Here is a 1,411-nt window from a genome sequence, read left to right as displayed (position 1 = left end):
AGGTGGTGGGCGTGGGGTGCGTTGGGGCCGCGGCGGCTGGCGAGGATGAGGTGGTGGTAGCCGCGTTGGTGGAGGTGGCGGGCGATGAGGGCGCCCAGGGTGCCGGTGCCGCCGGTGATGAGGATGCTGCCCTCGGGGTCCAGGGGCAGTTGGTGGGGGATGGGTGTAGGGGTGGGGGTGAGTCGCGGCGCGTAGTGCTGCCCGTCGCGGGTGGCGACCTGCGGTTCGGTGGCCGGCGGCGGGTTGGCGGGGTCGTGGTTGTCCACGATCGTGAGTCGATCGGGGTGTTCGAGTTGGGCGGTACGCAGCAAACCCCAGATCGCGGCCTGCTCAGGATCGATCGGATCGGAGACCCCGTTACGGGTGTGCGCCAGCAACGGCTCGTCACCGGTGAGCGCCTCCTGCAAACGCGGCAACGCGCTGTGCACGGTGTCACCTGTCAGATCCAGCAGCAACGGCTCCCCGACCGCCGCCGCACCCACCACCCGCTCCCAGGTCAACTCGTAGAGGACCCGAGGCGCACCGCCACCGAGGTTGGTGAGGTCGGCCGTGCGCAGCCGCAACTCGTCGACGGTGAGCACCGGCGCGCCGGCCGCATCCGCGGCGGTGAGCGTGATGCTGTCCGGCCCGGTGGCCGACAGCGTGACCCGCAGGACCGTGGCGCCGACCGCGTGCAGGGTCACCCCCCGGAAGGAGAACGGCAGCAGTCCCGGCCCGAGCTCGCCGACCGCGCCGAGCGGCACCGGGTGCAGGGCCGCGTCGAGCAGGGTCGGGTGTAGGCCGAAGCCGTCCACGGTCCCGGCCTCGGCCGGCAGCGCCACCTCGGCGAAGATCTGCCCGTCGCGCCGCCACAGCGCCCGTAGCCCGCGGAAGGCCGGCCCGTAGTCGTAACCGGCGTCGGCCAGCCGGTCGTACGCGTCGTCGAGGGGCACGACGGTGGCGCCGGCCGGCGGCCATTCGGTGCTCTGCTCCGTGGCGGGAGTGGTCGAGCCTCGGGTCAGGGTGCCGGTGGCGTGTGACGTCCACGGGGTGTCCGGGTCCGCGTCCTGTGGCTGGCTCAGGAACAGCACCGTCTGCGTGCCCGCGTCATCCTCGGTCACCGTCACCTGTAGCCGCCTCGGCCGGTCCAGCACCAGGGGCGCCTGGATGGTGAGGTCCTCGACGTGCGGCAGCCCGGCGTGGAGGGCGAGGTCGAGGTACGCGGTGGCGGGTAGCAGCGGCACGTGGTTGAGGGCGTGGTCGCGGATCCACTGCTGTGTCTGGGTGCTGAGCACTGTGGTGTAGAGGGTGGTGCGGTGGTGTGGCAGTTCGCTGACGGTGGCGAGGAGGGGGTGGGTGGTGGGGTTGAGGCCGAGGGTGTGGGGGTTGGTGTGGGTGTGTGGTGGTGCGGTGAGCCAGTGGCGGGTGCGGG

At 72.4% G+C, this 1,411-nt stretch carries 1 protein-coding gene; it reads right to left on the bottom strand.

The annotated features are described in order from the left end of the window. On the bottom strand, window positions 1-1,411 hold a 1,411-nt coding region (locus ABZU25_RS34470), incomplete at both ends, for a polyketide synthase dehydratase domain-containing protein (RefSeq protein ID WP_355033549.1).

It is taken from the genome of Micromonospora sp. NPDC005215, from assembly GCF_040607915.1.
Classification (GTDB): Bacteria; Actinomycetota; Actinomycetes; order Mycobacteriales; family Micromonosporaceae; genus Micromonospora.
The sequence above is the reverse complement of the archived record's forward strand: the minus strand, read 5'-3'. Positions and strand labels throughout refer to the sequence as shown.